At 64.8% G+C, this 26,689-nt stretch carries 25 protein-coding genes and 1 pseudogene; 8 read left to right on the top strand and 18 right to left on the bottom strand.

The features are described from left to right. Positions 1-252 precede the first annotated feature (252 nt). Together HYZ11_13120 and HYZ11_13115 are read right to left on the bottom strand one after the other, a co-directional pair. On the bottom strand, positions 253-1,305 hold the full coding sequence (locus HYZ11_13120) for a type III polyketide synthase (GenBank protein MBI3128539.1): 1,053 nt from the start codon (positions 1,303-1,305) through the stop codon (positions 253-255). A 369-nt stretch (positions 1,306-1,674) separates the two neighbouring features. After that, entirely contained in the window at positions 1,675-2,055 is a 381-nt protein-coding gene (locus tag HYZ11_13115) for a hypothetical protein (protein ID MBI3128538.1), read from the bottom strand. A 574-nt stretch (positions 2,056-2,629) separates the two neighbouring features. On the opposite strand from HYZ11_13115, the gene HYZ11_13110 reads away from it, so the two are divergent. The 4 genes from HYZ11_13110 to HYZ11_13095 all read left to right on the top strand — a co-directional run bounded on the left by HYZ11_13110 (position 2,630) and on the right by HYZ11_13095 (position 5,628). Next, complete coding sequence (locus HYZ11_13110; GenBank protein ID MBI3128537.1) at positions 2,630-3,598, top strand: aminopeptidase; 969 nt, start codon at positions 2,630-2,632, stop codon at positions 3,596-3,598. A gap of 291 nt (positions 3,599-3,889) precedes the next feature. Further along, on the top strand, positions 3,890-4,084 hold the full coding sequence (locus HYZ11_13105; GenBank protein MBI3128536.1) for an ArsR family transcriptional regulator: 195 nt from the start codon (positions 3,890-3,892) through the stop codon (positions 4,082-4,084). A gap of 166 nt (positions 4,085-4,250) precedes the next feature. Further along, positions 4,251-4,670, top strand: a complete 420-nt coding sequence (locus HYZ11_13100) for a CBS domain-containing protein (protein MBI3128535.1) — start codon at positions 4,251-4,253, stop codon at positions 4,668-4,670. A gap of 97 nt (positions 4,671-4,767) precedes the next feature. Beyond that, complete coding sequence (locus tag HYZ11_13095) at positions 4,768-5,628, top strand: Ku protein (protein ID MBI3128534.1); 861 nt, start codon at positions 4,768-4,770, stop codon at positions 5,626-5,628. A 29-nt stretch (positions 5,629-5,657) separates the two neighbouring features. Here HYZ11_13095 and ligD read toward each other — a convergent pair whose 3' ends face one another. From ligD to HYZ11_13080, 3 genes are read right to left on the bottom strand one after another with little or no spacing between them, the layout of a single operon-like run. Next, positions 5,658-8,348, bottom strand: coding sequence for a DNA ligase D (gene ligD, locus HYZ11_13090; protein ID MBI3128533.1), 2,691 nt, complete (start codon positions 8,346-8,348; stop codon positions 5,658-5,660). 44 nt (positions 8,349-8,392) lie between these two features. Further along, positions 8,393-8,689, bottom strand: a complete 297-nt coding sequence (locus HYZ11_13085; protein MBI3128532.1) for a Rho termination factor N-terminal domain-containing protein — start codon at positions 8,687-8,689, stop codon at positions 8,393-8,395. A gap of 44 nt (positions 8,690-8,733) precedes the next feature. After that, positions 8,734-9,585: an SDR family oxidoreductase gene (locus HYZ11_13080; protein ID MBI3128531.1), complete on the bottom strand. Its 852-nt coding sequence runs from the start codon at positions 9,583-9,585 to the stop codon at positions 8,734-8,736. Positions 9,586-10,569: 984 nt separating this feature from the next. Here HYZ11_13080 and HYZ11_13075 point away from each other — a divergent pair. Continuing rightward, entirely contained in the window at positions 10,570-11,598 is a 1,029-nt protein-coding gene (locus tag HYZ11_13075; protein MBI3128530.1) for an NTP transferase domain-containing protein, read from the top strand. A gap of 125 nt (positions 11,599-11,723) precedes the next feature. Here HYZ11_13075 and HYZ11_13070 read toward each other — a convergent pair whose 3' ends face one another. The 5 genes and pseudogenes from HYZ11_13070 to HYZ11_13050 all read right to left on the bottom strand — a co-directional run bounded on the left by HYZ11_13070 (position 11,724) and on the right by HYZ11_13050 (position 15,741). Continuing rightward, positions 11,724-12,482, bottom strand: coding sequence for a hypothetical protein (locus tag HYZ11_13070; GenBank protein ID MBI3128529.1), 759 nt, complete (start codon positions 12,480-12,482; stop codon positions 11,724-11,726). 134 nt (positions 12,483-12,616) lie between these two features. Next, positions 12,617-13,153, bottom strand: coding sequence for a sigma-70 family RNA polymerase sigma factor (locus tag HYZ11_13065; GenBank protein ID MBI3128528.1), 537 nt, complete (start codon positions 13,151-13,153; stop codon positions 12,617-12,619). 243 nt (positions 13,154-13,396) lie between these two features. Continuing rightward, positions 13,397-14,539: a hypothetical protein gene (locus HYZ11_13060; GenBank protein MBI3128527.1), complete on the bottom strand. Its 1,143-nt coding sequence runs from the start codon at positions 14,537-14,539 to the stop codon at positions 13,397-13,399. A 224-nt stretch (positions 14,540-14,763) separates the two neighbouring features. Then, positions 14,764-14,928 (bottom strand): annotated as a pseudogene (locus tag HYZ11_13055) (cytochrome C peroxidase). Between the two features lie 234 nt (positions 14,929-15,162). Next, positions 15,163-15,741 carry a TlpA family protein disulfide reductase gene (locus tag HYZ11_13050; protein MBI3128526.1) on the bottom strand — a complete coding sequence of 193 codons (579 nt, stop codon included), beginning with the start codon at positions 15,739-15,741 and terminating at the stop codon, positions 15,163-15,165. Between the two features lie 123 nt (positions 15,742-15,864). Here HYZ11_13050 and HYZ11_13045 point away from each other — a divergent pair, with 123 nt between their 5' ends. After that, positions 15,865-16,329, top strand: a complete 465-nt coding sequence (locus tag HYZ11_13045) for a DUF302 domain-containing protein (protein ID MBI3128525.1) — start codon at positions 15,865-15,867, stop codon at positions 16,327-16,329. Between the two features lie 207 nt (positions 16,330-16,536). On the opposite strand, the gene HYZ11_13040 is transcribed toward HYZ11_13045, so the two are convergent. The 3 genes from HYZ11_13040 to HYZ11_13030 form a co-directional block, all read right to left on the bottom strand. Continuing rightward, positions 16,537-17,067, bottom strand: coding sequence for a (2Fe-2S)-binding protein (locus HYZ11_13040; protein ID MBI3128524.1), 531 nt, complete (start codon positions 17,065-17,067; stop codon positions 16,537-16,539). A 12-nt stretch (positions 17,068-17,079) separates the two neighbouring features. Further along, positions 17,080-17,973: an FAD binding domain-containing protein gene (locus tag HYZ11_13035; protein ID MBI3128523.1), complete on the bottom strand. Its 894-nt coding sequence runs from the start codon at positions 17,971-17,973 to the stop codon at positions 17,080-17,082. Positions 17,974-18,036: 63 nt separating this feature from the next. After that, positions 18,037-20,328, bottom strand: coding sequence for a xanthine dehydrogenase family protein molybdopterin-binding subunit (locus tag HYZ11_13030; protein MBI3128522.1), 2,292 nt, complete (start codon positions 20,326-20,328; stop codon positions 18,037-18,039). Positions 20,329-20,504: 176 nt separating this feature from the next. Here HYZ11_13030 and HYZ11_13025 point away from each other — a divergent pair, with 176 nt between their 5' ends. After that, complete coding sequence (locus HYZ11_13025; GenBank protein MBI3128521.1) at positions 20,505-20,948, top strand: carbon monoxide dehydrogenase subunit G; 444 nt, start codon at positions 20,505-20,507, stop codon at positions 20,946-20,948. Between the two features lie 12 nt (positions 20,949-20,960). Here HYZ11_13025 and HYZ11_13020 read toward each other — a convergent pair whose 3' ends face one another. From HYZ11_13020 to HYZ11_13000, 5 genes are all read right to left on the bottom strand, one after another. Next, positions 20,961-21,668 carry an ABC transporter ATP-binding protein gene (locus HYZ11_13020; protein MBI3128520.1) on the bottom strand — a complete coding sequence of 236 codons (708 nt, stop codon included), beginning with the start codon at positions 21,666-21,668 and terminating at the stop codon, positions 20,961-20,963. Next, positions 21,665-22,399 (bottom strand): ABC transporter ATP-binding protein, encoded by a 735-nt coding sequence (locus HYZ11_13015; protein MBI3128519.1) that lies wholly within the window; start codon positions 22,397-22,399, stop codon positions 21,665-21,667. Before HYZ11_13015 ends, HYZ11_13020 begins: the two co-directional genes overlap by 4 nt. Further along, on the bottom strand, positions 22,386-23,573 hold the full coding sequence (locus HYZ11_13010) for a branched-chain amino acid ABC transporter permease (GenBank protein MBI3128518.1): 1,188 nt from the start codon (positions 23,571-23,573) through the stop codon (positions 22,386-22,388). The genes HYZ11_13015 and HYZ11_13010 overlap by 14 nt, the downstream gene beginning before the upstream one ends. Positions 23,574-23,640: 67 nt before the next feature. Then, the gene (locus HYZ11_13005; GenBank protein MBI3128517.1) at positions 23,641-24,621 is read right to left on the bottom strand and encodes a branched-chain amino acid ABC transporter permease; all 981 of its coding nucleotides are present in this window, start codon (positions 24,619-24,621) and stop codon (positions 23,641-23,643) included. Between the two features lie 90 nt (positions 24,622-24,711). After that, a complete protein-coding gene (locus tag HYZ11_13000) occupies positions 24,712-25,995 on the bottom strand; it encodes an ABC transporter substrate-binding protein (GenBank protein ID MBI3128516.1) in 1,284 nt (427 codons plus the stop codon). A 485-nt stretch (positions 25,996-26,480) separates the two neighbouring features. Between HYZ11_13000 and HYZ11_12995 the strand changes: the two genes are divergently transcribed. Further along, positions 26,481-26,627 (top strand): hypothetical protein, encoded by a 147-nt coding sequence (locus tag HYZ11_12995; protein ID MBI3128515.1) that lies wholly within the window; start codon positions 26,481-26,483, stop codon positions 26,625-26,627. Positions 26,628-26,689: the final 62 nt, after the last annotated feature.

Raw genomic sequence — 26,689 nt, 5'->3', positions numbered from 1 at the left:
CCCCCCCGGCGCATGCCGGGGAAGGGGGAGGCGCGCGAAAAAGGAGCCCCTGGGCTGGGGACTTCCGTTAGTTCCTGTTAATTGCTGATAGTTCCGGATAACAATGCCCCCCATCGCGCCCCACTTTCCGGGTCCCCAGGCGGCGGGCGCCTGGGCGGGGCGCTCCCTCCCCCCATGAGGGGGCGGGTTTTTCTCCTTCCTCCCTCAGGGGGGGAGGGATTGGGGATTTAAATCCCGTTTTGCCGGAGGGGCTCAGCCGTGCCAGCGGAGGAGGAGCTGCTCGATGGTGAAGCCGGGGCCCATGGCGAGGAGGAGGCCGGCGTCCCCGGGCGCGGCCTCGCCGCGGCGGAGGATGTCGTCGAGGATGACGAGGACCGAGCTCGAGGAGAGGTTGCCGTGGGCGCTGAGCATGGCGGCGGAGAAGCGCAGCGCCTCCTCGGGCAGGCCCAGCTCGTCGCGGTAGACCTCGATGATGCGCTTGCCGCCCGGGTGGAAGATGAGGTGGCGGACCTCGGGGAGGGCGAGGCCGTGCTCCCCGAGAAACCCCTCGACGATGGGCCTGAGGCGGGCCCGGACGGCGGCGGGGATGCCGCGCGAGAGGATGATGCGGAAGCCGGTGTTCGAGAGGCGGAAGCCGAAGAGGTGCAGGGTCCCGGGGAGGGTGGTGGTGCGGCAGCCCTCGATGCGGGCGCCGGGCCCGGGGGCTCCGCCCAGGACGGCGGCGGCGGCCCCGTCGCCGAAGATGGCGGCCGAGACGAGGTTGTCCATGGAGAAGTCTCGGGGCTGGAAGGTGAGGGTGGCCAGCTCGACGGAGACGACGAGGGCCTTGTGCTCCGGGAAGGCCCGCAGGTATTCCCAGGCTCGGGCCAGCGCTGTGGCGCCGGCCGCGCAGCCCATCTCGGTCATCGGGAGGCGCTTCACCTCGGGGCGGAGGCCCAGGCGGTTGATGAGGTAGGCGTCCACGGCGGGGATCATGAAGCCGGTGCAGGAGACGGAGATGATGATGTCCACCTCCTCCGGGGCGGCGCCGGCCTCCTCGAGGGCGCGGCGGGCGGCGTCCTCGGCGAGGATGATCGCGTTCTCCCGGTAGATGTCGTTCTTCTCCTCGAACGTGCGCTCGCGGAAGACTTCCTCGATGGGGACCACGGAGGCGCGGGCGCCGACCTGGGAATTGCGGCACATGCGGATGGCGCGCTCCCTCGCCTCGCCGTTCCCCTCCAGCCAGCGGCTGAGCCAGGGCTCGATCTCGGCCTGGGTGTAGCGGTAGCCGCCGAGGCGCCGGGCGGTGGAGAGGACGGTGGCCATTTCGGGGATCCTCCGGGGGATCGGCGGCGGTTTTCGGGCGTACGATATCCGACTCGCCTTTCTTATGCCATGAAATGAAAGGCTTTTTTTTGAAAGGGGCGCGGCGAGTTACATGGCGTGAAAAAGAGAGTATAAAATATACTTGAGGTTATCTCTCCTGTTTGAATTTCCGACTGTAAGCTCCTTGGAATCCAATCCCGGCGGAACCCTTGAGCGGCCGCGGCACTGGGCGCCGCAGGCCCGCCTTCCATTCCCAAACCGGCGGCGGAGGCGAGTGGAGGAAGGATGGATGCGGGACGGGCCGCCCCTCCGAAAGTGAAAGGGAGGGCGCGGCGGGAAGCCCAGGCCGGAAGGAGCCCCGGCCTTCCGTCAGCCCTTCAGCTCGATGCGGATCCCCTCGAACAGCCTCGTGTCCTTGTTCTCGACGGCGTGGACGCCCTCGGGCTCGATGAAGATGGGGACGCCCTCGCGCCGGGTGCCCGAGGGGGGGACGGCCTCCATCTTCTCGGTGTAGTACACGATCTTGGGCAGGCTCGTGATGATGAAGACGCTCGGCCACCTGTGGGTGTGCATGTGCTCGAGCTCGCCCGGCCGGATGGTCACGCGCAGCACGCGGACCCTGTCGTTGTCGATGAGCACCTCGTGGTTGTCCGGGGCCGCGATGACCGCGTCGAGCTCCTCGGGAGTCCCGGGGATGTAGGGGGGGCGGCCGATCCGGTCGTCCCGCGTCGCGGGGCTGTTCACCGTCATGTGACCTCCTCCTGCGGCGGGGCCGCCGTGCTTTTCGGGATGCGGGAAGTATAGGGGAAGCGGGGCGGATTTTCGAGCGGGCGGTTTCCGGCCTCCGGGGCGAGCGGGCTTCGGCCGCATCAGCGGCGAAATGTGCTAGGATTTCCGCACCATCCGCGGCCGCGGCCGCCGAAACGAAGAATCCTCGGGTTTCCGTGCGGGAAACCCGCACGCGCCGCGCGCCGAAGGGGGAGGGTGCCGCCGGTGTGAAGGCGCGCTTCGAGCGCCCACGGGTTTTCCTCGCCGTGCTTCCGCCGCTCGTCCTCCTTGCCCTTCCCGCTTCCGCCCAGATGCGGGAGGGGCCGGGGAACTGGCTGAGGAAGGCCCCGCTGCCCATTCCCCGCACCGAGATCTCGGTGGCGGAGCTCGGCGGCAAGATGTACGTCGCCGGGGGCTACGTGCCCGGCAGCGTCACTTCATACCCGCTTCGCGAGTACGACCCGGCCGCGGGCAGGCGGCGCGGGCGGAGGCGGATGCCTCTCGGCTTTCGCGCTGGGCGAGGGATGCGGAATTTTATCCATACCGGAGGACTGCGATGGTCAGCTTCATGGATCGGATGGAGACGGCGCACCTGTGCATCGAGACGTGCCTGGGCGTGAAGGAGGGTGAGAAGGTCCTGGTCATCGTGGACCAGGAGCACCTCCCCTGGGGCGAGGCGCTGGCGGCCGCCGCGGCCGTGAAGGGCGCCGTCCCGGCGATCACCCTCATCCCCGAGCCCAAGCCCTACCAGAAGGAGCCGAACGACATCATCATCGCGGCGATGAACGCCGCCGACGTGGCGATCGCCGCCCTCTCCGACCTGGCCATCAACCAGTTCGTCCACACCAAGGCGCGCAAGGATGCCCTCGCCCGGGGGGTGCGCTTCGGCAATTTCATGGTCCCCGAGCCGGGGGAGCGCGTCACGGCCAAGGAGCTGCTCGATACCAAGGATCGCGCGAACCGCCTGGCCGCGCGCCTCACGGCCGCCAAGCGGGCGCGCGTCACCACCGCCCTCGGCACCGACGTCGCCATGTCCCTCGAGGGCCGCAAGGGCTACGGGATCTCCTCCATCTGCACCGAGAAGGGCTTCTGGGCGAGCATGCCGAACTTCTCCGAGGCGGCCGTCTCGCCGCTGGAGGGGACGGCCGAGGGCGTCGCCGTCGTGGACGGGATGGTGAACTGGATCGGCTTCGTCCGCGAGCCCATCCGCCTGACGTTCGAGAAGGGAACCGTCGCGAAAGTCTCGGGCGGGGCGGACGCCGAGCGCCTGAAGGCGATCTGGGACCAGGCGGACGACAACGCCACCAACGTCGCCGAACTGGGCATCGGCACCGTCCCGAACGAGCGGCCCCGCGGCAACAACCAGGACAAGCGGCTCATTGGCACCGCGCACTTCGGCATCGGGGACAACTACAGCCTCGGCGGCTCGGTGCGGAGCAAGATGCACCTGGACGCCCTGCTGTACGGCACCACCGTCGAGCTGGACGGGGAGCCGGTCGTGAAGGACGGGAAGTTCCTGGCCTGACCCGCGCCGCGCCGGATTCCGGCGGCCCGGCCCGCGGCCGGAGCAATCGCCGAGGCGGCGGTGTCCGGCAAGAGGCCGGGCTCCCGCCGGTCGTATCGCAGGCTTTGCTCCCGTTTCGCCCTTGCGGGTGCTCCGCAGAAAATCCCTTGCTTCATCCTCCGGCCCGGCCCAAATTTTTGAAGGGGCCCGCTCTTGGGCCCTCCCAAACGCCTGTCTCGCCTGAAGCGCCGCCAAAATTCACAATGAGGAAGGGCCTGCGCCTCAAAAGGCAGGCTCCGGAGGAGCATCCCGATGGCTAACGTCCCGCGCATCGGCGCGAAAGAAGCCTACGGCAAGATGGAAGAGGGAGCCCTGCTGGTGTGCGCCTATGAAGAAGAAGAGAAATGCAAGAAGATAAACCTGGAGGGCTCCCTCAACCTGCGGGAGTTCGAACAGCGCGCGGGAAACCTGGGCAAGGATCGGGAACTCATTTTCTATTGCGCCTGACCCAAGGAAGCCACCGCGGCCGGTCAGGCCGAGAAATACCGGATGAAGGGTTTCAGGAATGCTTTCGCCCTGCGGGGCGGAGTGGAGGGCTGGAAGAACGCGGGCCTTCCGGTTCACGGGTAGGCGCCGCGGTGCGGGCACCGTGTACATTGAGAGGTGAAAGGTCATGCAGATTCGGGAAATCATGAGCACGGATGTGAAAGTCATCTCGCCGGACGCCACTCTGACAGACGCCGCCGCCACGATGAAAAAGGGCAATTTCGGCATGCTGCCCGTCGGGGAGAACGATCGGATCGTGGGGACGATCACGGATCGGGACATCGTGGTGAACGCGGTGGCCGGGGGAAAGGATTGCAGGAAGGCGTCCGTCCGCGAGTCCATGTCGCCGGGCGTCCATTACTGCTTCGAGGACCAGGACATCGACGAGGCGGCCAAGCTCATGTCCGACAAGCAGATCCGGCGCCTTCCGATCCTGAACAGGGACAAGCGCCTGGTGGGTATCATCTCGCTGGGTGATTTCGCGGTCCGCAGCGAGGAAGTCGAGATGGCCGGAAAGGCGCTCGAGGAGGTGTCGGCGCACCGCTGAGGGATCCCATCAGGAGACTGTTCCGGGAAGGCGGCGGAATTTCTTTCCGCCGCCTCACCCGGCGCGGCTGATGCATGCGGTGCCGGGAGGGGACTGAGTGCCGCGATCGATTTGGAGCGGAAATATCAGCTTCGGGCTAGTGAACATCCCGGTGAAGCTGCAAACCGTGGTACGGGAGAAGAGCGTGCGGTTCCACCTGCTGAACCCGGACGGGTCCTGCCGCCTCCGCCGGAAGCTCTACTGCCCGGAAACCGGCGAGGAGTACGACTTCAACGAGACGGCGAGGGGCTACGAGATCGCGCCCGACCAGTACATCCTGATGGACGAGAAGGAACTCAAGAAGCTACGGCCCGACGAGGGACGCTCCATCGCCATCGACGCCTTCATCCGGATCGAGGAGGTGGACCCCGTCTATTTCGACAAGCCTTACTACCTCGTCCCCGACGAGAACGCCGCGAAGGCGTACAGCCTGCTCCTCCGCGCGATGGAGGAGAGCAAGACGGCCGCCATCGCCCATTTCGTCATGCGGGAGCGGCAGCATCTCTCCATCCTGCGCCCCCGGGACGGGGCCATCGTCCTCCATGCCATGCACTACAGCGACGAGGTGGCCGAGGCCGGGCAGCTCGATATCCCGCGCGACGTGAAGCCGGCCGGCCGCGAGCTCGACATCGCCATGAAGCTCATCAACGAGATGACGACGGATTTCGACCCCTCCCGCTACCGCGACGAATACCGCGAGGAGCTGGAGAAGCTGATCGAGGCGAAGGCCGAGGGCAAGGAGTTCGTCACCGCGGCCACGGCCGAGGGGGGCGGCCGGGGGCGCGTGGTCAACCTCATGGAGGCGCTGCAGCGGAGTCTCCGGGAGAAGCAGGGCGGCCGGAAGGAGCCTCGGGCGCGCAGGCCCTCCCGCGCGGCGGTCAAGCCCCAGGCTCAGGAGCGCCACCGGAAGACGGCTTGAGGCCCGCCCCGCCGGCGGGTTTCTCTATTCTATTTCTCTTCCATCCCCAGCGTCTTCTTCATCTCCGACGTGATCGACTGGCGAACCCGGAAGAAGCCCTCCCAGGGGTCGCGCTTGAGGGAGGCGAGGCGCCTCGGGACGTTCTGGACGTTGAAGGCGTCCGCCTTGAGGCGGGGGGAGAGCTCGTCCCAGTGGATGGGGGCGGAAACCGGCGCGCCGGCCTTGGCGCGGGTGGAATAGGCGGCGACCGAGGTCGCCCCCCGCCCGTTGCGGAAATGGTCGATGAAGATCTTCCCCTTCCGTTTCGGCTTGCTCATGGTGGCGGCGCAGCGGCCGGGCATCTCCCGGCAGATGTCCTCCACGACCGCCTTGGCGAACGACCTGACTTCCTCCCAGCCGCCCCTGCAGGCGATGGGCGCGACGACGTGCAGGCCCTTGCCGCCCGAGGTCTTGACAAAGCTGCGGAGGCCCAGCTCCGCCAGGCGTCCCCCCGTCACCCGCGCGCTCTCGATCACGTCCTCCCACCTCACGCCGGGGTCGGGGTCCAGGTCGAAGACCAGGAGGTCGGGCTTCTCCACATTGTCCGCCCGGCTCCCCCACGTGTGGATCTCCAGCACCCCGAGCTGGACCAGGGAGATGAGCCCGGGCAGATCATCGACCACGAGGTAGGCGCCGGACGCCGCTTTTTCCTGGATTTTCATCCCTCTCATGCCCTTGGGCATGGGGCCGTCGATGTGCTTCTGGAAGAAGCAGTCCTTGGCGTGCCCCTGGGGGCAGCGGACGAGGGTGAGGGGGCGGCCGGCGACGTGGGGGAGCGCCCATTCCGCGATCCGCTCGTAATATTCCGCGAGGGTGCGCTTGGTGAGATCTTGCTCGGGGAAGAGGACGCGGCCGGGGTTCGACAGGGGGACGCCCGCCACGGTCTCCTCCGGCTCCTTGCGGGCCGATCGGGTCCCCCTCTTTTTGGCGGGCCCGGCGGAGGCGCGGTTTTTCTTCGTCGCCCTCTTCCGGGATTTCTTTGGCTTGGACGAGCGGCCACCCCGCCCGTCCCCCCCGGGCAGGAACCCATAGCTCTCGCGCGCCACCTCGCGGGCCGGCTTGTCCTCCCGCAGGCCCACAAACGCCGGGTGGCGCAGCGAGCCGTCCCCGGTCCACTCCGTGAAGGCCACCTCCCCCACCAGCTCCGGCCGCACCCAGTGCGCGCCACGGGCCTCTGGGCCGCGGGGAGGGTTCTTGAAGGAGGGAGCCTTCCGCTCCATCCGCTTGAGCCTCCCGGCCAGGTCGACCAGCAGGGCGTCGTCGAAGCCGGTCCCCACCTTCCCGCAATAGACGAGATCATCCCCGTCATAGCAGCCCAGCAGAAGGGCGCCGAACCCCCGGCGCGAGCCCCCGGGGTCGGTAAAGCCGCCGATGACGAACTCCTGCCGGCGGGTGCATTTCACCTTGAGCCAGGTCTTCGTGCGCTTGGGCTGGTATTCGCTGCCCGCTTTCTTGCAGACGACGCCCTCCACCCCGATCCGGCAGGCGTGGCCGTAGACTTCCGACCCCTTTCCCTGCACGTGCTGGCTGTACTGCAGGTGGGAATCCATCCCGGCGCGGCTCTCCAGCCGGCGCCGCAGCAGCTCCTTCCGCTCGATGAGGGGGGACTTCCTGAGATCGAACCCGTCCGCATAGGGAAGATCGAAGACGTAGTAGACGATGGGAGCGTCGGAGCCGCCCTTCAGGGAGTTTTGCAGGGCCTGGAAGTCGGAGGTCCCGTCCTCCCGCAAGGCGACCACCTCGCCGTCGAGGATGGCCTCCTTTGCCGGGAACCCGGCGCAGGCGCGGGCTACGCCGGAAAAGCGGGCCGTCCAGTCCTTCCCGCCCCGCGTGATGAGGCGCACCTCGCCCTCTCTCAGGCGGCAGAGGATGCGGTAGCCGTCGAACTTGATCTCGTGGAGCCAGCCGTCCCCTTCGGGGACCTTGGGGACGAGGGTGGCGAGCTGGGGGGCGAGCCTGCTCGGCGGGGGCGCCCCTCGAGCGTTGTGGAGGCCGGCGGGAGCCATCCCGGGCCGCCTACGGCGCGGGCGCCCCGCCTTTCGGCCCGTGAGCTTCTCCGGCGCGGCGGGCTCGGGCGGGGCCTTCTTCCCGTTCCGCCTCCCGTCCTCCGCCGCCGGCCCGGCCCCCCAGATGCGGCGGCCGCTCAGGACGCTCTCGGGGCGCTCCTTGAGGATGTCTTTCTTGCCCGCCTCTTTGTCCTTTTCCTTGAAGAAGAGCCAGTTCTTGCCGTCCTCGCCCCGTGCCCCTCCCATGCGCACGAGCACCCAGCCTCCCTTGAGCTTCTCGCCGTGGAGCCGGAAATGGAGCTTGCCCTTCCGGTAGCCCTCGTCGGGATCTCCCAGGGGCTCCCACCGCCCACGGTCCCAGACGAGAACCGACCCCGCGCCGTACTCCCCCTCGGGGATGGTCCCCTCGAAGCCGCCGTATTCGAGCGGGTGATCCTCCACGCGGACCGCCAGGCGCTTCTCGCCCGGGTCCAGGCTCGGTCCCTTGGGGACGGCCCAGCTCTTGAGGGTGCCGCCCATCTCGAGGCGCAGGTCGTAGTGAAGGCGGGTGGCGTCGTGTTTTTGGACGACAAAGGTACGCCCCTCGGCGGCCCGCTCCGGCGTGCCTTTTGGCTCAGGGGTGCGCTTGAAGTCGCGCTTCCGGCGGTATTCCTTTAACTGGGGGGCTGAAATCATCGGCGCCTTCCCGGAGCGGGCGGCACGCCCCGCATGAGTCCAAATCAGCGGCTCTTCCGGATCGCTTCGACGAGTTCGGCCTTGTTCATCTTGCTCCGGCCCCCGATGTTTTTCTCGCCGGCGATGTTGTAGAGCTCTTCCTTGGAGCGCGCCTCGAGCCCCCACCTGGGGTTCCCGGTGCCCTGCGTCCGCCTATTGGGCGTCCGGCTCTCCTCGCGGCGCCGCTTGTTCACCGTGCGGCCGGCGATTTCCTTCGCCCGTCTCGTGGATGCTCCCCGCTTCCGGGAGCTCTCTTTGATGTGCTCGTATTGGCGCTCATCCTTGTGGGACCATTTCGGCATGCCCGAGCTCCTTCCGTCGGCGGCCGGTCGAGAGCGGCGGATGGTCAGGCGGCGGTGGTCTTTCCGCCGGTCAAGGTGAGGATTTCCCCGGTGATGTACCGCGAGTCCGCGTCCGAGGCGAAGAACACGAAGGCGGGGGCGATCTCCTCGGGCTGCGCGGGCCTGCCCATCGGCACCTGGGAGCCGAACTGGGAGATCTCCTCCGCCGGGCGGTCCGAGGGGTTGAGCGGAGTCCAGACCGGCCCCGGCGACACGCAGTTCACCCGGATGCCGCGCTCGAGGAGATTGTGCGCCAGCGACTTGGTGAACGTGTGGATGGCGCCCTTGGTGGAGGAGTAGTCGATGAGCTTTCCGCTGCCCTCCAGCCCGGTGATGGAGCCCGAATTGAGGATGACGGCCCCGGGCTTCATGTGGCCGATGGCGGCCTTGGCCATGTAGAAGTAGCCGTAGATGTTCGTCTTGAAGGTTTGGTCCCACTGCTCCTCTGTGATCTCCTCCAGTCCGCTCAGATGCTGCTGATACGCGGCGTTGTTCACCAGAATGTCGAGGTGATCGAACTCGCGGACAGTCTTCTCGACGGCCTGCCGGCAGAAGGAGGGCTGGGTGACATCCCCCGGGATCAGCATAGCCCTCGTTCCCTCCGCCTCGACGGTACGGCATGTCTCCTCGGCGTCCCGCTGCTCGACCGGGAGATACACGATGGCGACATCCGCTCCCTCGCGGGCGAAAAGCACGGCGACCGCGCGGCCGATGCCCGAATCGCCTCCTGTGACGAGCGCCACCTTTCCGTCCAGCTTGCCGGAGCCGCGGTAGCCCTCTCCCTCGTACTGGGGCCTCGGCCGCAGCCCCGCCTCGATGCCGGGCTTTTCCTGGTGCTGGGGGGGAAACGGAGGAATCGGCTTTTTTTTGCGTCTTCACACTGTCGGGCTGCTTCATTGGCGTTGCCTCATCAGCGGACTCGGCGAACCTTACTACAATTTGTTCCGCGGCGAGGAATGAGACAAGACGCCCCGCCGAAATCCGGTGGAAGGAACCCTCCATTCGGCGAAAGGTTTCCGCGGCGCCATTTTCGTGTCATGGCCGGCTTTCCAACCGCGCTTGCGCGCGAGCATCGCAAGCGGCGGACTGCGGGTTGCGGAAGCTCCAGTTCCCGCCGTGCGCGCGGAAGGATATGGCAAAAATAATGAAGGTGTTTCCTTCACGTCCGGCCGTGCGTCCGGTGCGGATCGAGCGAAAACACCCGTTTCTCCTTTCGAGAGAACTCCCTGCCGCCGGGGCAGGAATCCGCCCCCTTCCTCGTTCGCCCCGGCGATGCATGCTTATCCGCTTTCGGGACCCGCTACTCCGATGGTTTTCCTTAATTTAAGCCGCATTTTTTGGAGCCTCGGGAGTTGTCTCGACCACATGGTCAGGTCTTTTCCAGCCTCCGAACCGGATTTCTCCCCGATAGAAGAATGTCGCCGCCTGCTGCATTGTTATTCCATTGCGAAGCCATTTCGCGCACCCGGCAAAACCGAAAAACGCCTATTGAGAGGAGCGGATAGCAGGGAGCCACATTGGGGAGGCTCCCGGCCGGCAGCCCGTTCCGCTCTCGACGAATTTCCGACCTTTGCCGAATCGCAGGCTGGACGTTTGTTCGCATGTCAGTTCGCAACGGAGGAGAGGCCTTGCGGCGCAACCGCGGGCCTGCTCCAAGGCCGTCGGAAGGAGGAGCCATGACACGCACGGGAGACTACGGTTTCATCCGGTAATTCGAATGTCGGCGGCAACGAGCTTCCCCCTTTTGGATCATGGTGGTGCAACGGGCGGGAACGGGCGGCCGCATGCCAAAAGCAAGTCCGTGAACATCGTGCGGAATCATGAATACGTGGAGGTCCACCATGTCCAACCTCATGGAAGAGTCTGCGGGGCTTCAGCAAAGCGAGATGCTGTGCGCCAGTGAAAGCGAATCCACTTGGAGCGTCCTGCTGGCGGGAGGCAACGGCAGCCGGCTCTCCACCCTTACCCGCAGGTTCCATTCGGACGCCCGTCCGAAGCAGTTCGCGACCCTCATCGGCACGCGCTCCATGCTCCAGCACACCTATGAGAGGGCGCTCTGGCATTCCCCGCCGGAGAGGATCCTGGCGGTCATCACCGAGGGCCAGCAGCGCTGGGCCTTCAGCCAGCTTCCGGACGTCCCGACGCGCAACTTCATTGTTCAGCCACAGAACCGGGACACCGGCCCCGCCATCTGCTTGGCCGTGGCTCACGTGATGGGCATCGAGCCGCAGGCTTCCGTCGTCATTTTCCCCACGGACCACTTCATCTATCCGGAAAAGTCGCTGCGGGAGAACATCGACCGCGTCCTTCCCCTCCTGAACGGCTACATCACGATGAGCGCTGTCCTCCTGGGTGCGCAGCCGAGCGGCCCGAGCACCGGGCTCGGCTGGATTCAGCGCGGCAAGGAGGTGAGGGCAGAGGGCCCGCCGAGGCTCTGCCAGGTCGACCGCTTCATCGAGAAGCCCCGGCTGGAAATCGCGAAACGGCTCTACCAGGATGGGGCTCTCTGGAATACCTTCATCCTCGCCGGCAAGGCCAGCAGGCTCTGGTACCTGCTCTGGAAGCGGATGCCGGAAACCATGGCCTGCGTCTCCGCGTATTCCAAGGAAGTCCGGCAGGACGGCTGGAACAGCCGCCTGGCCGACCTCTTCGCCGACGTGGTTCCCTTCAATTTTTCCACCCAAGTTCTCCAGCGCGAGCCCCGGGAGCTGCTGGTGACGCCCCTGGAGGGGGTCACCTGGAACGACTGGGGGACGGTGGAAGGCGTGCGGGACACGCTGGAGGTCATGGGGTGGCAGGACCGCATCCCGGAGCGCGTTTTCGAGGGGGGCACCCTCGTCTCCGCGGCTGCCGGGAGGACATTCGCCTGAGACCACCTTGGCAGGGGCGTTCCGGGCCTCTGCCGGCGCCAAAGAAAAGGCCTGGGCCGGCCGGCCCAGGCCTTTTCTCTTTGTCCGGCCGCCGCTCCGGGGCCGCCCCGCCTCGCTCGAACGGCTTAGGACAGAGAGGCAGGAGGCTGGATGAGGCGGAGGATCATATCCCGATCATGTGCGTCTTCCAGCACTAAGGTGTAGAACCACATGCCCGTCTTCCAGTAGACCAGGTGGAAGCCGTTTTGGCGGGTCTCGAAGATCTCCAGCCCATGGGCGCGGATGCTGGGAACCAAGGGGAGCCTGTAGGGCATCCCCTGGCTCTCGCTGATGAAGAGGCCCGCGTTCCGGCCGCTGATCTTGAAGCGGAGGTAGGCCCCTTTCTGCCCCCCGAATGGGCACAGCCGGACCCCGATCAAATCACCCTTCACCACGTTCATCGGGGTGACGTCCTGCTGGAACTTTTCCGAGAGCCAGAGCGCGACGTTGCGGACGTCGCCCGACTGGAGATCCAGGGGGTTTTGCCGCTCCACCCGGTAAATCATCAAGGTATCGGCGATCAACTGGCGGGGGAGCATCATCACCCGCTGGTAGATGGCCGTCCCCCCCACCACGAGGGCGAGGGCGGCGGCGGCGGCCAGGGCGGCCGGCATCCAGCGCCGCTGGAGCCGGCGCTCCGCCCGGAGCGCCTTCTGGACACGCAGGCGCAGCGCCTCGGGCGCCCTCACGTCCGCCCCTCCCAGGCGCTCCCGCAGGGCCCGCTTCAGGCCGGCCACCCGCTCATACTCCGCCCGGCAGTCCGGATCCCGGGCGATCCAGGCCTGGACGTCCAGCGCGTCCTTGACGCCGAGTTCGTCGTCGGCGTAGGGACCGATGAGGCGCATAGCTTCTTCTTTTGCCATTCTCGGTTCACCTTCCACATCTCACCTCATCAGCTATGGTTCTGCCGCTAGTCCTGAAACAACCAATAGGAGAACAACCAATAGGGACGTTTCATTTCCATTTCTTCCGGGGAAAATCATATATTTTTTGCATATTTTTGGAGCAGGCCCTGAAGCGTCCGCCGGGCCCGGTGCAGCCGGGACATGACCGTGCCCAGGGGGCATCCCTCGATATCGGCGATTTCCCGATAGGAAAAGCCTTCCACGTCCGAGAGAATCACCACCCGCCGGAAGATCTCCGGCAGGGACGAGAGGGCCTTCTCGAGGTCCTCGGCCAGCAGGCGCTTGAGGACCTCGGCCTCCGGGCCGGTGGACGAGGCGGGATGGGGGTTCCCCGCCGCGGCCAGCCCGATGGCCGGGTCGTCCAGGTCGAGGGGTTCGGGGTTCCGGGCGTTCTTCCGGTATTGGTTGATGTAGGTGTTCTTCAGGATCTTGAAGAGCCAGGCCTTGAGATTGGTGCCGGCCTGGAACTGGGCATGGAAGCGCAGCGCCCGGACATACACCTCCTGCACGAGGTCCTGGGCATCCTCCGGGCTTCCCGTCAGCCGGAGGGCGCCCCGGTAGAGGGCATCCAGGTGTTCGAGCGCGAGAGGTTCGAATTCGGTTCTATCCATCCGGCCTTTCCCATGGACGATGGGAAGCGGATTTTACCACCGGAAGGAGAAGAAATCTTCCCCCGCCTCCCACAAGATGAAGGCGGTTCGGCTGTATCCCCGCGCCTGATCTCAGGCTCCTCGGCGATGCCCGGGAACGTCATGTCGGCGCAAGATGAGAATGGGCGGAGCCGCAAAACAGGGGCGTGAGAACGCCTGGAACAACGCTTCTCCAGGACCTTCGCGAAAGCTTACGTGACTGGGCTAGGGCAGCCCGAATCGCTCGTCATAGATATCGAACGCGGATTTGGCTGCGTTGTCCCGCGCCTCCTCGATGAGCTTGCGCGCCCGCGCTGAAAGATCGTTTCCCCGCAGATAGCTTATGAAAAAACCGTGGTAGAAGTGGTCCGGCTTGACGTGCACCCGCACCCGGAGCGTTGCGGCCTCCCGCGGTCGGGCCCGGAGGTAATCCATGACGAAAGACTCCTGCGGCGGGATGCGGGTGTCGGAGATCTCCCGCGTGAAGTCCTCCGAGAGCCGCCGCCCGATGACGGCCGTTTGCCGCGTGCCGGGGATGGCCCTGCCCCGGGCGTCTTCCAGTTCGGCGATGACGTCCACCGAAGGGGTGATGTAGGTCGGGAAGCGGTGTCCGGCGCCCTCGTTGGTGAGAATGATCCGGGCGGTAACCGGCTCGTTCTTTTTGCCCGCCAGCTCCACCTCCACCCCTACGGCTCCCTGGGCCATGTCCTTGTCATGAATGCCCCGCCAGAGGTGCTGGCGCCTGGGCATGTGGCAGCTCTGGCACTGAACGTCCTCCTGTCCCCAAAGGCTCTCCTTCCACTCGCGGTAGGTGTTCTGGATGGGTTTCCCGTTCGGGCCGTCGCCGTCGTGCTGGTGGCATTTCATGCAGAACTCGGCGCGCTCGAAGAAGGGGGTGCGCTCGACCCCGCCGTGCGCGCTTCCTACGAGGTTGCCCCGGGTATCCTCCCGCTTGGGCGGGCCATGGACGCGCCAGCTGCGTACATGGCAGGCGGCGCAGGCGAGGCCCGCCGTCTCAAGGGCGGGGAGGTGCGCGGGGTTCTTTTCCCAGGCGGCGTCCGGACTCTCACCCTTCGGGAGGCGCTTCTGCTGCTCGGCCAGGGGGGCGTGGCACTCGTTGCAGCCGCGGGCCTGGGCGGGATCCGAGGCCCAAAGGTCCACGAGCTGCCCGTAGATGCCGGGGCCCATGGCCTTGGCGTGCAGGGAGGTGCGCCACTGGGCGTGCTGGTCCGGATGGCACTCCCCGCACGCCTCGGGGAGGAGGGAGCGCTCGTCGCCTTTGTAAGAAGCCGGAGCCTCGCCCATGGGCGGCAGCGGATAAGCCCAGTGCTCCCGGACGAAGGCCTCCACGGTCTTCCATTTCGCCAAAGGGCCTTCAGAGGATGGAGCGGGAGCGGCCCCCGTCGGGCGGGAGGCGCTCAGAAGAAGCCAACCCGCCACGAATAGGAGTGGGAGGACGAGGACCGGGCCGCTTCGGAAAATGGACCTCAACAGCTGGGCCTTTCGTATGGCGGAGAGAAACGGGTGCCCCAGATGAAAAATCTGGGGGGAGGATAACCTCCCCCCAGACCTTCATCAACAGTGGAAACGCGCTACTTCTTGGCGCAGGGGTTCTTGGCGGCGCAGGGGTTTTTCGCGGCGCAGGGGTTGCCCTGCTTGGCCGCGCAGGGGTTCTTCGCCGCGCAGGGGTTGCCCTGCTTCGCCGCGCAGGGGTTGCCTTGCTTGGCCGCGCACGGGTTCTTCCCGGCGCAGGGGTTGCCCTGGGCGAAAGCGGCGCCGCCGGACAGGATCACCGCCACCGCGAACGCGAACGCCAGCATCATTGCCTTCATCTTTGCCATCTCCTGTTCCTCCCACTTTTCTGTATGTAGAAACCACCCGAGACGGCTTACCGCGACAACAGCGGAGGCCGCGTATGCACGGGAAGGCACCCCCTTCCCGCAAAACTTCGGAGCCCTTGCGCCCGTCTTGCCGTGTGAAGAGAGGAAAAGTTAGGGGGAATCCTCCATTCGAGCCGCACGGGGAAGGGCGAAAAGGCGCTCGATGAGGCCCGTCGCGTCTTTCCCTTGCCAATCCACGAACCCAACGGCGCGCGCGACAAGCCGCATGTCCCGGTCCAGGAGATAGAGCGTCGGGACAAAGCGGACATTGTGGGCCGTGCGGGAAGAGAAGCTTTCATCATGCAGAATTGGAAAACTCAGCTTCCGCTCCCGGGCCCATTTCTCCACCGGAGCGGCCCGGGTCTGGTCGATCGACACCGCGAGGACGGTGAAGTCGCGCCCCCCGTATTTTTTCTGTAGCGTGCTGAGGCGCGGTATTTCCTCGTTGCAGAGGGGGCACCAAGTGGCGAAAAAGGCGAGCAACACCACCTTCCCCCGCCATTCGCTCAGCCGACGGGGCTTGCCATTGAGATCGGGGAAGCTAAAATCGGCGAGCGGCGGCGCTCCGGGTGGAACGGCTTGGAGGACATGGAAGCGCGGCTCCGCCGCCCCGGCGGGGCGCGGACCCAGAAAGCACGCCAGAAGAATCATTCCGATGGCCATGGTTTTAAGGAATATGGGTACAGCCACGGCAGTTCATCCCTTAGGAGTACAGGCCATCCACGACGGTGCGTCTGTGTGAAAGAACATCCGCCGGCCGGAATTATTCACGGGAATTCTTGCAGCCTCTCCCATTTCAGAGGAGCAACTCCCATGCGTTTGATTCTCCCTATGTTCGCCTTCCTGCTCTTGGCCGCCCCGGCTTCGGCCGCCGAGAAAGTCCGCGTCCAGACCCGGGCGCCATTTGAAAAAAGCACCGCCGCGCTAGTGGATGCCATTCAGAAAAACAAGATGGGCCTGGTTACCCGCGCCAATGCCCAGGCAGGGGCGGCCTCGCGAGGGGTGAAAATCCGGGGGAATCAAGTGATTGGTGTCTTCCGTCCCGACTTCGCGATTCGAATGCTCAAGGCGAGTGTGGATGCGGGCTTCGAGGCTCCCATCCGCATCTACATTTACGAGAATGAGGACGGCACCGCCACAATCGCTTACGTCAAGCCCAGCGATGTTTTTGCCCCCTATGCGAAGCCTGATCTGGATAAAATGGCCAAGGAGCTCGACGCCATCTTCGCGCGCATCGTTCAGGACGCCCTTGCGGCCGCCCGGAAGCCGGCTCCGTGAGAGGTGCAGGACAAGGCCTAACTTCCCTTCGCCTCCGCTGGAAAAGGGGTTTCGCGGGCGGGATGGGCGTTGACCCTGCTCATTGGTACCGGAAGTCCGGGTATGTTTCTCAATCGCCGTCCATGGCTTGCGGTGATGTGTACGGGCTCCTGATCAATCTGGCCGCTTCGGAATCCGGCTTCGCGAGGGAATATTGTGCCGTTCTCTTCAATCCTCGATGGCCTTGACCGTGGGGACGGAAATCGGGACCGCGGGTTCGGTGCGGCCCTCGGCGGCGGCGCGGACGGCCTCGATGATCTTGGCATAGCCGGTGCAGCGGCACAGATTGCCGGTGAGCCAGTGTTTGATCTCCTCCACCGTGGGGTCCGGGTTCTCGTCCAGGAGGGCCTTGGCGGACATGATCATTCCCGGGGTGCAGTAACCGCACTGGGTGGCGCCGTGGGCGGCGAAGCTCTGCTGGATAGGATGCAGCCCCGCCTCGAGGCTCCCGAGGCCCTCGATGGTCTCGATTGAGGCGCCGTCGGCGCGGACGGCGAGGGTGAGGCAGGCGGAGGTGAGGAGCCCGTTCATGATGATGCTGCATGAGCCGCAGACCCCTTGGTCGCAGGCCCGCTTGGTGCCCATCATTCCGAGATCCTCGCGGATGACGTCGACGAGATAGCGGTGGACGGGGACCACGATCTCGACTGGCTCGCCGTTCAGGGTGAAGGAAATCGTCCTGCGCTCAGCTTTTGGCATGGCGAAAGCTCCTTACGAATTGGCCGCCCGGGCCGGTGAGCCGCTCATGTCCATGGCCTTTTCGATAGTCCGCCGGATGAGGACGGGGGTCACCTGACGGCGGTAGTCGCCGCTCGCCCGGATGTCGGAGATCGGGTCGAGGTCGCCGAGCGCATGGGTCAGCACGCCGTCGATGGACTTCCGCGTCAGCGCCGTGCCCTTGAGCCCTTCCTCCACGGACGCGAGCCGCCGGAAGACAGCTTCGACCCCGCCCAGGCCGATGCGGGCCTCCCTGCAAGTGATGCCGTCCGCTTCCACCGCGACCGCCGCGGAGATCGAGACACAGGGCTTGTCTTCCTTGGAGCGGGTGGTGAAGCGGGTGTACCCCGTCCGGAATCCAGGTGGCAGGGGATCGAACTCGATTCCGGTCAGCAGCTCGTCCGGCCGGAGGGCGCACTCGTAGTAGCCGATCCAGAATTCCGCCGCCGGAATGATCCGCTCGCTTCCGTTCGTGCTCCTCGCCTTCATCCGGGCTTCGAGCGCGAGGAGGACGCCGGGCGGGTCCGAGGCCGGCTCCGCAAAGCAGATGTTGCCCCCGATGGTGCCCGTGTTCCGGATGCGGATGGTCGCCACGTTGTGGAAGACTTCGGCCAGCAGGAGGCAGCGCTCCCGGATGAGGGGAGAGGTTTCGAGCGCCCGGTGGACGGTCCCCGGGCCGATGCGGATGCCTCCCCCGGGGGTTTCCTCGATGAAGGAGAGCTCCTTCACACCCGCGACGTCGATCAGCACCTCGGGCCTGTAAACCTTCGACTTCATCAGGATGGAGAGCGCTACCCCCCCGGCATAGAGCTTCCCGCGCTCGCCGAACTGCTTCATCGCCGCGAGGGTTTCGTCGATGGTACTCACGGGCACATGCTCAAAGGTCATGGCACCGCCTCCTGTATGTCCGATTCCATTTCCCACGCTGGAGAAGGGCAGGGTCCGCGGAGATCAGGCGGACGCCCCCGCCAGCTCGCGAAGGCCGCGCAGCACCTTCTCCGGGGTGACCGGAAGGGAGGTGATCCGGACCCCTACCGCATCGTACACGGCGTTGGCGATCGCGGGCTCGGTCGCCAGCTGCACCATCTCGCCCAGGCCTTTCGCTCCGTACGGGCCAGAGGGGCTTTCCGTCTCGACCAAAACGGCTTCCAGCTGGGGCATGTCCTGCGTGGAGGGGAACTTGTAGTCGAGCCAATTGGGGTTGACGGGCTGGCCTCCCTCCACCTGGAAATCCTCCATGAGGGCGTAGCCCAACCCCATGAGCGCGCCCCCGTCGAGTTGGCCCTGGGCGCCCGCCGGGTTCACGACGGTCCCCACGTCGTTTACGCTCACGATTCGGAGGACTTCGACGGCGCCCGTCTCGGTATCCACCTCCACCTCGGCGACCTTGGCCCCGAAGGAGTAGGCTGCGGACCAGTTTCCGTAGCCGGTGGCGGGATCGGGCGTCTCGCTGGGGGAGTCGTAGGAGGCCGCCGTGTAGACGGCCTCGCTTCCCTGCTTGTCGTAGATTTTCATGTACGCCTGGCCATGGGTGACATTCCTGTCCGGCGAGCTCTTGACGAAGATGGTCCCGTCCCGCGCGTCCAGGTCGGCCGCGTCGCACTCGAGGAGCTGGGCGGCGCCCCGGAAGAGCATGTCGCGCGCCTGGATGGCGGCCAGCCGCGTGGCCATCCCGTCGATGGCGGTGGTGCGGCTCCCGCGCACCCCCCAGCCGTAAGGGTTCACCGCCGTATCGCCGTTGATGATCTGCACGTCCTCGACCCGTATCCCCAGTGTCTCGGCGCAGATCTGGGAGAGTGTGGTGTTCGAGCCGTTGCCCATCTCGATGGTGCCCGAGAGGACCTGAACGGTGCCGTCTTTGTTCATCTTGATGAAGGCGCCCGCCGTCTCGGGGCCCATGGCCCGCGTGCCGGTGAAGTGCACCGCCATGGCGAGGCCGTAGCCCCGCTTCCTCGCGCCTCCTGTGGGACGCGGGCCCTTCCAGGGGACCCGCTTGACGGCTTCCCGGAGGCACTCCCGGGCGCCGCAACTGCTGATCCGGGCCCCGATGATGGTGGTGTCCCCCTTCTTCACGAGATTCTTCATCCGGAACTCGGCCGAGTCCATGCCGATTTGGCGGGCATGGTTGTCCATGGCGCTCTCGGTCCCGAACGTGTAGCCCGCGTTGCCTACTCCCCGCATGGCGCCTCCAGGGGGGACGTTCGTGTAGACCACATCCGCGTGGTGGCGGTAGGCTTTGAAGTTGTAGAGGCTGCCGCCCATGTGGGCGGTGATGGCGCCGACGACGGGGCCGTAGTCCGAGTAGCCGCCATTGTCCACCACCATCTTCACCTCGCGGGCCAGGAGAAGGCCTTCCTTGTCGGTGGCGATCCGGATGGTGTGGTACTGCTTGGTGCGGTGGGTGGCCAGGAGGAATTCCTCCTCCCGGGTGTAGTAGAACTTGACGGGGCGGCCGAGCTTCTTCGCCGCGATGATCGACAGGAAATCGATGTTGAACTTGCTCGTCGCTTTCCCCCCGAAGCCTCCGCCCACGTAGTTCGTGACCACGCGGACGTTGGCTTCGGGAATGTGGAGGCACTTCGCGAAGTATTGGCTGGAAAGGCTCGGGCACTGGGAGGAGTTGTAGACGGTGAGGTTCCCGCTTGGGGACCATTCGGCGATCGAGACGTGAGTCTCGAAGGCGCAATGGGCTTGGCGGGAGGACTCGGTCGAGAGCACGCTCACGTGGTGGGCGATCCGGAACATCTCGTCCACTGGGCCGAATTCCATGTGTTTGGTGAACGCGATGTTGTTCGGTTTTTCCGCGTGGATGACGGGAGCTCCCTCCCGCATCGCTTCGCGCGGGTCGAACACGGTCGGGAGATCCTCGTAATCCACCTCGATGAGCTCGATAGCCTCCTGGGCGATGTCTTCCGAGGCCGCGACAACCGCCGCGACGGTGTCCCCGACGAAGCGCACCTTGTCCACGGCGAGCGGTCTCTGGTCGTAGCAGGAGGGCATCACACCCCAGACGACGTAGTCCGGGATATCCTTCGCGGTCAGGACGAGCTTCACCCCTGGGAGCTTTTCGGCGCGGCCCGTGTCGATATTCTTGACTCGGGCGTGGGGAAAGGGGCTGCCCAGGAGCTTGCCGTGAAGCATCTTGGGCAGCAGAAGGTCGAGGGTGTACATGGCCCGGCCTGTGACCTTCTCGGGCGCATCCACGCGGGGGACGCTCTTTCCGACATAGGCGAAGTTGGTCATGGGCTATCCCCTCTATGCGAGAGAGCGGGGAAGGCGGGGAAAGGAGGGTTACATGCCCGCTCCGTCGATTTTAGCCACCGAAAATTCCCTTTCGATCCGAGGCCATGCGATTTGGTAAGATGAACGGGCCATTCGAAATCCCGGCGGATGGTTTTCTCTCCCGAAAGGCGGCCCACATGGAATTCAGCCAGGAAGTAGTGATTGACGCCCCGCGCCAGAAGGTATGGGACTTCATTTGGAACGTCGAGGAGTTCGCGTCCTGCGTCCCGGGGGTCACCCAGGTGGAGCGGGTGGATGAGGAACGCTTCAGGGTGAGGGTCGAGCAGAAGATCGGCTTCCTCAAGGCAACCTTCCACCTCAACATCGAGATCCAGGAGAAGCGGGCGCCCGAGTACATCCGCACGTCGGGGGAGGGTGCGGATTCCCAAATCGCCGCCAGCCTCAAGCAGAGGAATGAAGTCACTCTCGAGGCCCTTTCCGAAAGCCAGACCAAGATGTCCATCCGTTCCAGCGTGGATGTCTTCGGGAAGCTCGGCTCCCTGGGCTTCAGCGTCATCAAGAACCAAGCCAACAAGATATTCGCCGAGTTCGCCCAGAGGGTGAAAGCCAGGCTCGAATGAGCTTCTGGAAAATCATACCCCCAGGTAACGCACCCGCGTTTCCTCGTCCTCGATGAGCCTGGCCGATGAGCCTTCCCACCGGATCTGGCCCTTCTCGATGAGATAGGCGCGCTGGGTGATGGAGAGCGCCATCCGGAACCTCTGCTCCACGAGGAGGATGGCGATTCCCTTATTCCGGATTTCGATCAGCACGTCGCGGATGGTTTCGACATAGGCGGGCATCAGCCCTTCCGTCGGCTCGTCCACGAGCATGAGCTTGGGCTGCGTACCCAGCCCCCGCGCCATGGTGAGCATCTGCTGCTCGCCCCCGCTCAGCTGGCTCCCCTTGTTGTTGATGCGCTCCTTCAGGCGGGGAAAGAGGCTGAATATCCAGTCCAGGAATTCATCGAGGCGCTTGCCGCCGTCCACCGGGAGGCGGCTGATCTTGAGGTTCTCGAAAACCGTCAAGTTCGGGAATACCTGACGGTCCTCGGGTATGAGGCTGATTCCCTTCTGCGCGATGAAATGGGCGGGGCGGGGGGTGATGTCCTCTCCGTCCATGAGAATCTTCCCGGCCGAGGGCTTGAGCAGGCCCATGATGGTCTTGAGCGTGGTGGTTTTGCCCGCGCCGTTGCGGCCCAGGAAGGCGACGGCCTCGCCCTCGCCGACCCGGAGAGAGACGTCATGGAGGACATGGCTCAGCCCATAGCGGGTGTTGACGTTCTCGACCTGAAGCATCAGTCCCTCAAGTAGACGCGCTTCACGTCCTCATTCGCCCGGATCTCGTCCACCGTCCCCTCGGCGAGGAACTCGCCGTTATGGAGGACTGTGATCCGATCTGAAATACCCATGACAATCTCCATGTCGTGCTCGACCAGGATGATGGTGAGCGGGTTCGCCAGGCCGCGGATGAATTCCGCGGTCTGGCGGGACTCCTCGGGGCTCATGCCCGCGGTGGGCTCATCCAGCAGAAGGAGCACGGGGTCCGTCGCGAGGGCGATGCCGATCTCCAGGTAACGTTGCTCGCCGTGAGCGAGGGTCCCCGCCGGCTCATCCCATTTGTCGGCCAGGCGGACCCGCTCGAGGATGTGATCCGCCTTCTCGATAAGCTCCTTGTGCTGGTTCACGCCGGTCCACATGTTGAAGGTGGTCTTTCGGGACTGGGCGGCGATTCGAACGTTTTCCCGGACCGTAAGCCTGGGGAAGATGGTCGTGATCTGGTAGGTGCGGCCGATGCCCTTGTGGGACCTCTCGAAAGTGGACAGCCGGGTGATGTCTTCCCCGTGAAAGAAGACCTGGCCGGAGGTGGCCGCGAGATCGCCGGCGATCATGTTGAAAAATGTGGTCTTCCCCGCCCCGTTCGGCCCGATGATGGAGCGCAATTCGCCCGGTTCGACCCTGTAGTCCACCTCGTTGACGGCGATCAGGCCGCCGAAGTGCTTGCTGATCTTGCGGGTCTCAAGGATGGGCATCGTCAATCCCCTCCTCGGCCCGCTGGACGGCCGCCGTCATTTTCCTCCGGTACTCGCGCATCTGGCGCCTTGCGCGGAAATTGACGGTCCACTGCCAGATGCTCCCGAGAATCCCCTGGGGGAGGAAGAGCACGATGAGGATGAAGATTCCACCCACCCACATTTCCCAATATTGAAAGATGGCGAGGTATTTGACGAACTCGGTGCTCATCAGCTGGCGGAGATACCAGTAGATGAACGAGCCGACGGCGGGCCCCAGGAAAACGCCGGCGCCGCCGAACAGGGTGATGATGACGATCTGGCCCGACGTGCCGAAATGGACGTTCTCGATGGGCACGGACTCGCCGTAGATGATGGAGAGGGCGCCCGCCAGCCCCGAAAACATGCCGCTGAGGACGAAAACCAGAAGGCGTATCCGGTCCGTGTCGAAGCCGCAGTTGCGCGCCCGCCGCTCGTTCTCGCGGACGGCTTGGAGGCTGTGGCCGAAGGGGGAGCGCAGTATCTGCCAGATAATGGCGGTGGAGACGGCGGCGATGAAGAAGACGAAATAGTACGTGACCTGAGCGTCCATGATTCCCACTTGGAGGTTGAGCGAGCCCAGCCGCATGTTCGCGAGCCCCCCGAGGCCGTCCGTCCCGCCCGTGAGGCGGTCGAACGTCTGCGCCGCGTAGTAGAACACCTGGCTGAGAGCCAGCGTGAGCATGGCGAAGTAGACGCCGCGTTTCCGGCTGGCGAGCATTCCGACCCCCAAAGCCACGAGGGCCGACACCACGACGGCGCTCAGCAGGGAAGTCTCAAGAGGAAAGAGGGTGAACGCGCCGACCATCCAGTCCGGAACCGCCGCGCCGGGCTTGAACCAGACATGCATCAGGCCGACCGTATAGCCGCCTACCCCGAAGAAGGCCGCGTGCCCGAGGGAGAGCATGCCCGTGTAGCCGAGCAGGATATTGAAAGCGATTCCGAAGAACGCGTAGATGATGATTTGGATCATCAGTGGCGTGCTGGGGATGACGGCCCGGAAACCAAGGAGGGCTTTGGCCAAGCTCCGCAGGTTATGCTCCTCGGCGAGGAAGATGAGCTCGCCGAGACCCTTCAGGAGGAAGGGATAGACGAGGAGGAGGGCGCCGAGGACGAGGATGCCATAGCGGTCGAAGAATCCGAAGAGCCCGCTCAACAGGCCCTCTAGCCTGAACCGGAAACCCGGCTCCCGGCTTTCGGACGCCTGATGTGTCTCCATCACCTTAGTCAAACGCGCCCTCCTGACCGAACAGCCCGCGCGGGCGGAGCAGCAGAATGAGAGCCATTACGATGAACAACAGGATGTCGGAGGCCTTCTCCCAGAAGGCGGGGCCGATCAAGGTCCCCGATAGATGCTGCACGACGAATTGCGTGCGGCCGACGAGGGGCGTGAGCGCCCATATCTGGCCGATGAGGAGGCCGCCGATGACGGGGCCGATGAAGCTGCCCATTCCCCCTACCACGACGACGATGAAGGTCTGGATCAGGATGGCGTCGCCCATGGTGGGCTCCACGGCGAAAAGAGGGGAGATCATCACGCCGGAGAAGCCGGCAAGGGCAATTCCCAGGCCAAAAGTCTGGGTCCATACCTTGGAGACGTTGATCCCGAGCACCTGGACCATGGTGTTGTTGCTCGTTCCGGCGCGGATGACCATGCCCAGGTTGGTCCGGTAGAGAAGGGCCCAGATGAGAACCACGAGGACGGCGGCCACCGCGACGATGAAGGTCCGGTAGGCGGAGATGTTCAGGGTTCCGATCTCCAGAAGCGAGGTCGCCAAGAACGGAGGGATCGCGAAGGGCCGGCCCGGCCTGCCGTACACCATCCGGATGAAATCGGGCAGGAAGATCGAGAGGCCGAAGGTGATGAGCACGCCCGAGAAACGGGCGTTGGGGGTGTTGTAGATGCGGCTGATTACAAGCCTTTCGAACGCCACGCCAATTCCGAACATGATCAGGGGCACCGCCGCCAGTGCGACGACGAAGGCCGCGTTCGCCCCCAGAAGGGGGGCGAAGAGCAGTTGAACCATGGTGAAGCCGACGTAGGCCCCCAGCATATAGAAGACGCCGTGCCCGAAATTGATGATGCCCATCAGGCCGAAGATGATGGAGAGTCCGAGGGCGAGGAGCACGTAGATGGCCCCTTGCACCAGCCCCAGGAAAAGGTGCTGGAGCAATTCGTCGAATACCACGCCGCCGTAAGGCAAAGCCCTGGCCCTCCTGAAAGCGCGGACAAGGAAGGACCACGGCGGGTCGGCGCCGCCCTGGTCCTTCCTGGTCCTAAACTGCGCTCTGTTCTACGTCCGCTGGCTGGCCGCCCCGCCGAGGCCCTTCGCCTCGCAGGACAATTCATTCTGCTCGCCGGTGGATTCACCCACGATCTTCAGGTGATCGAATTCGCCCTTCATCTGGTCCTTGGACTGGCCCTGGAGGAAGAACACCTGGGAGATGCACACATGATCGCAGGCGCGGATCTGGCATTCGCCCTTGGTGTACTTGAATTTCCGGCCTTCGAGAGCCTTGGCCAGCTTGAAGTGGTCCTTCGGCTGATACAGCTTGGTTTCCTTCGCCGTGTCCAGGATGAGGCGCGTCAGATCGTGGGCGAGGGCCCCGTAGCCGGAGGAGGGCCGCTTGCGCCGGGCCAGGAACTTGTCGTTCATTTCCTTGGCCGCCGGGTAGCGGTCGGACAGCGTCCAATGCCACATCGCGCCGGCGTAGAGGCCGTCATAAGACCCCTTTCCGGCCGCCTCGGGAATGGTCACGTCCGTATTGGCGAAGACGATCTTGATGTCCTTGTGGAGGCCAGCCTCGAGAATCTGCTTGGCCGCGGCCACTTGTCGGCCGCCCCAGTTGATCACGTAGAGGATCTCGGGCTTCGCCTTCAGGATTCTGGGGAAGTTCGCCGAGTAGTCCATCGAAGTCGGGAACGGCACCCAGGATACAGTCGACTTCTCGTCGAACTTGAGATCGTATTTCTTGGAGAGGGAGTTCCAGGCGGGCATGAACATCTTGGGCCAGATGTAATCGTCCGCCAGGACGTAGATCTTCTTGCCGAGCTTGTTTTCCGCAATGTAGGTGGCGGCGCTGGCGGCGAGCTGATAGGGGGTGGTGTTCGTGGTGAAGAAAAGAGGCGACATCGTTTTGGCGTTCTGCGGCGTGGAGAGGATATGCTGGGGGTAGTTGGCGTAGATGATCTTCCGCTTGCGGGAGATCTCGTTGAAGCGGACCTCCTCGGGTCCTACCATCGCGCCGGAGAGGAAGTCCACGCGGTGGTTGTCCAGCAAGTCCAGGGCGTGGGTCGTCGCCTGCTCCCATTTGAACTGGTCGTCGCGGAAGAGGAGCTCCACCTGCCGCCCGTCCACGCCTCCCGCCTTGTTGACGTCCTCGATGGCGATCTTCGTCCCTTCGACCTGATCAAACGCCTCGGTCGCGTAGGGGCCGGTGGTCGGTGTGATCATGCCCCACTTGATGGGCTGCTGGCCCAGGCCCTCCCGAAGGAAGGCGGGGGCGGTCTGCAGAGCCAATGCGCCGCCGATGAGACCCATTCCCTTCATAAACTTTCTTCGGTTCATTCGTGCCATCGAGGTGCCCTCCGAGACAGGATTTTTGCCATCCTGCGCTGGCGAAAACATGAAGGAGTGTCGCCTTCTCTGCCGGACGGGTGCTTATCGTCATGACGGCGCACGAACCCATGCATGGTCATGCGGCGTCTTTTTGAAAAGGGTGCTTGAAATCTAGAGGCGCTTCATCCCGATGTCAAGATAAAAAATGGATTAAAATTCAACGAGATAAAGCCTCCTATGCCTCAAGGAACTCTATAGAACGCGGCAGCGGCCGATTTATTCCCCGCAGTTTCAGCACCCTCTGCGGAAGCTCACAGGCGAGAAGAATAGCCGCCGCTACGAGAAGAATAGCCGCCGCTAAAAGAGAATTGCCGCAAAGGAGAGGGAATTTTTCCGCAGCCAATTTGTTGCGACCACGGTGTTTTCCATGCATATGTCGTTGGCCTTATGCGAGTCAGGTTCGGACCAGAACGTCCTGAATGTTGTCTCTGGAGGAATATCCGATGCCGAGAATGACGGACCGGATGCTGGACTCGGGGGACGCCTTTCCGGCCCTGGAGGTCGCGAAAGTGGGCGGGGGGAAGATCACCCTCCCCGGCGACCTCAAGGGCGGCTGGGGGGTGGTGCTCTTCTACCGGGGCCACTGGTGACCCTACTGCAAGCAGCAGCTGACGGCCTTCTCCCGGGCGGGCAAGCTCGGGGAGGAAGGCAT

The sequence above is a fragment of the Candidatus Tectomicrobia bacterium genome, assembly GCA_016192135.1.
Classification (GTDB): domain Bacteria; phylum UBA8248; class UBA8248; order UBA8248; family UBA8248; genus 2-12-FULL-69-37.
This window is presented reverse-complemented; position numbering and strand designations above follow the sequence as displayed.